The sequence below is a fragment of the Mesorhizobium sp. M7A.F.Ca.CA.001.10.2.1 genome, from assembly GCF_003998575.1.
Classification (GTDB): domain Bacteria; phylum Pseudomonadota; class Alphaproteobacteria; order Rhizobiales; family Rhizobiaceae; genus Mesorhizobium.
This window is the reverse complement of record NZ_RZQY01000601.1, coordinates 1-3,814: the sequence shown is the minus strand read 5'-3', so window position 1 is coordinate 3,814 and position 3,814 is coordinate 1. Positions and strand designations below refer to the sequence as shown.

Sequence of the window (3,814 nt, the reverse complement as noted above, 5' to 3'; positions counted from 1 at the left end):
GGCATGGACCTGCCGGCCAGCGTCGCGCCCTTCATCCTGCGCGGCGTCTCATTGCTCGGCATCGATTCAGTGATGGCGCCTAAAGCAGTCCGCCTCGAGGCATGGCGCCGCATCGCCACCGACCTCGATCTGCAGAAGCTCGCCAGCCTGTCCAGCACCATCGGGTTCGACGGCATCGTCGATGCCGCGCACGACATCGTCGACGGCAAGATCCGCGGCCGCGTCGTCGTGGATATGTGACTCCGCCCAACTGCCGGAAGGGATGGAATCGCCAGATCTGGCGGCAAACCCGCCGCGCCTCGGCAAAAAGCGCTCATCCGCTAAAATTCGAACGATCCGCCGCAATTTTCCATAATCTCTGTCTGGCAAGGATTTCGCATGATCGCGGAATCCGGCAGCCAACAGGCGGACACTGGCGACGACGTCGATGCGGTGCTCCCGCCGGCGTCGACGCGGCGCTTCGTCGCCGCGCCGCCGCTGGTGCCCGAGCCGGAATTCTCCAGGCGCGAAAGCCTGCCCTTTCTGACATTCGTCGCCATCGTGTTGGTGGCCGGGCTGGCGCATCTGACCGGGGCACCGATCTTCATCAGCGTCGCATTGCTGGCAACCGGCCTTGCCGGCCTTGCCCTGCATTTGCGCGCCAGGCGGAGCGAACATCGCACCTCCGCCCTTCTTGACGAAACCACTGCCCGCAGCCGCGCCGAGATCGAGACGCTGGCCGACCGCATGTGGGAGATGCAGGAGAGCGACGAGCGCTTTCGCGGCCTGATCGACGCGCTTGGCGATCTCGTCATCCATCGCGACCGCGACGGCTACATCGTCTATGCCAACAAGGTCTTCGCCGATCTCGTCGAGATCGACCAGCGCGACCTCGCCGGCAAGACCCTGGCGGAACTGGGCATCGAGGTCGGCATGGTTCCCGATGCCGCCTTTTCCGACCATGAGTGCCTGAGTTCCACCGATGTCTCCATCAGCACGCCGAGCGGGCAGCGCTGGTTCTCTTGGATCGAACTGTCGGTGCGCGACAAGGACAGCGGCGCCGTTTCACACCGCGCCATCGCCCGCGACATCACCGCCCGCAAACGCGCCGAATCGTCGCTGATCACCGCACGCGAACGGGCCGAATATGCCAGCCAGGCCAAATCGCGCTTCCTCGCTACCGTCAGCCATGAAATCCGCACCCCGATGAACGGCATCATGGGCATGGCCAGGTTGCTCGCCGACACCAGCCTGTCGCCGGAGCAGCAGACCTATGTCGGCGCCGTCTCGACCTCGGCCAGCGCATTGCTTGCCCTGATCGAGGATCTTCTCGACTATTCCAAGATCGAAGCCGGGCGCTTCGACCCCGAGCCGCAGCCGATGTCGGTGCGCGAGATCGCCGACAACATCATCGAATTGCTGGCGGCGCGCGCCTTCGCCAAGGATATCGGACTGGGTTGCCATGTCGAACCCGACGTGCCGCAATTGATCACCGCCGATCCGGGCAAGGTCAGGCAGGTGCTTCTCAACCTCATCGGCAACGCCATCAAGTTCACCGACAGCGGCGGCGTGCTGGTGAGCATAGCACGCGCACGCACCGAAACCAGCGACCGCATATGCTTCACCATCGCCGATACCGGTCCGGGCCTGCGTGACGCCGACCTGGAGCGCATTTTCGAGGAATTCGAGCAGGCCGACGGCACGTCGACACGCACACATGGCGGGGCCGGCCTCGGCCTTGCCATCTCCAGACGCCTGGTGGCCGCCATGGGCGGCACGATCTCGGTATCCAGCCGGCTCGGCCAGGGATCCGAATTCGTCTTCGAAATCCCTGCGATAGCGGCCACCGAAGCGCCGCAGGGCCACCAGAATGCTCTCTCGGGCAGACGCGCGGTGATCCTGTCGAAGAACGCCGTCGAGGCCGACGCCATCGCCCGCACCATCCGCGCCAATGGCGGCGCGGTCGACATCGCCACCACTGCAGCACAGGCCGCGCCTTTCGCCGCCGGCTGCGATGCGATCCTGGTCGATGCAGCGATGGAAGAAGGCGACGGAAGGCTGCTCAAGCGCCTGCGCCAGAGCGGTTTCTCCGACTGTGAGGCGATCACGCTGATCGCGCCGACCGATCGCGGCATGCTTGGCGAGTTCCGTGCCAGCGGCTACGCAACCTTCCTGGCCAGGCCAGTGCGCGGCGGAACACTTTTGCGTGTGCTGTTGAGCAGCCATGCTCCGAGCCTCGGCCCGCCGCAGCCCGAAAAGCGCGGCGCGCCGTCGCTGCGCGCCGTCGGCAACCGCCAGCGCGGCCTGTCGGTGCTGATCGCCGAGGACAATGACATCAACGCCATGCTGGCCCGCGCCACGCTGCTGAAGGCCGGGCATCGCGTCAGGGTGGTTGGCAACGGCAAGGCCGCCGTCGAGGCTGTCACCGGCGCCGCGCACAAGGACCGCTTCGACGTGGTCTTGATGGATCTGCACATGCCGGTCATGGACGGGCTGGACGCGATCGCCGCCATCCGCCGCCATGAGGAAGAAAGTGCCGTGCGGCCGGTACCGATCATGGTGCTGTCGGCCGACAGCCAGGAAAAGACCCGCCATGCGGTGTTGGCCCATGGCGCCAGCGGCTTTGTCACCAAGCCGCTCGACCCCGAGGCGCTGGTCAATGCCGTCGAGGGCCAGGTCGTCGCAGCCTGAGCTTTCCACCGCCCATCCGCACCGCGCGATCACTTAAACGTAGCCGGTTGATCGTATTCGCCAGCCGACGAAGTATTGCCCACGGCGTCGTATCACGGTACTGTCACAATCCTGTTGCACCTACACCGTATCCCCGTGCCAAGAGGGATGGCTCGAAGGAGAATCACTCGTGCATACAGTTATGCCGGAATGTGACACTCGGCCGAACGCCAGCAGCGCCTTGCTTGCCGGACGTAACGTCGATTCCGTCATAAAGGGCGCGGCGCTGGGCCGTATAGGCAATCTTGAAGTGCGGCTCGCTCGCAACGAGGCCGAGATCGCGGCCGCGCAGGAAGTGCGCTACCGGGTGTTCTACGACGAACTTGGCGCCAGGAAGGACCTGTTCCAGGCCCATGACCGCCGTGACGCCGACCGGTTCGATCCGCTCTGCGATCATCTGCTTGTTTTGGACACCACGCTTTCCGGTCCCGAACATCGCCGCATCGTCGGCACATATCGGCTGCTGCGGCAAGAAATCGCGGCCACGGCCGGCGGTTTCTATTCCGAAGGTGAATTCGAGCTGACCAAGCTCATCGCCCGTCACCCCGGCCAGCGTTTCCTTGAACTCGGCCGCTCCTGCGTTTTGCCGGAATACCGCTCGAAGCGCACCATCGAGGCGTTGTGGCAAGGCATCTGGGCTTACATCAACCATTACGAAATCGGTGTGATGACTGGTTGCGCTTCCTTCCACGGCACCGTGCCGGCGGCGCATGCCGAGGCGCTCACCTACCTCGCCCACCACTGCCGCACCAATTCGGCCTGGGACGTGCGCGCGGTGTCCGGGCGCTACTGCTCGATGGACCTGATGCCGATCGAGGCCGTCAATGCCAAGGCGGCGATCGCCGCGATGCCGCCTTTGGTCAAGGGCTATCTGCGCGTCGGTGCCCGCATCGGCGACGGCTGCGTCATCGATCGCGAATTCTCGACGGTCGATGTGTTCGTCGTGATGCCGGTCAAGGAAATCGGCGCCCGCTACGTCAACTACTATGGCGGCGAAGCCCAGCGCTTCGCAGCATAGCGAATAGCGAATAGAAAGTAGCGAGAGCTATCTCGTTCAGCTCCTATTCGCTATTCGCTATTCGCTACTCGCTATTCGCTTCCTTTC

Annotated in this window: 2 protein-coding genes and 1 pseudogene; all 3 read left to right on the top strand. The window is 64.4% G+C overall.

Annotated elements, in window-relative coordinates; all coding sequences use genetic code 11:
- A pseudogene (locus EN964_RS28160) lies at positions 1-240 on the top strand (oxidoreductase); the annotation flags it as partial.
- Between the two features lie 138 nt (positions 241-378).
- Entirely contained in the window at positions 379-2,670 is a 2,292-nt protein-coding gene (locus tag EN964_RS28155) for a PAS domain-containing hybrid sensor histidine kinase/response regulator (RefSeq protein ID WP_127272653.1), read from the top strand.
- 181 nt (positions 2,671-2,851) lie between these two features.
- Positions 2,852-3,727, top strand: coding sequence for a GNAT family N-acetyltransferase (locus tag EN964_RS28150; protein ID WP_023812526.1), 876 nt, complete (start codon positions 2,852-2,854; stop codon positions 3,725-3,727).
- Positions 3,728-3,814: the final 87 nt, after the last annotated feature.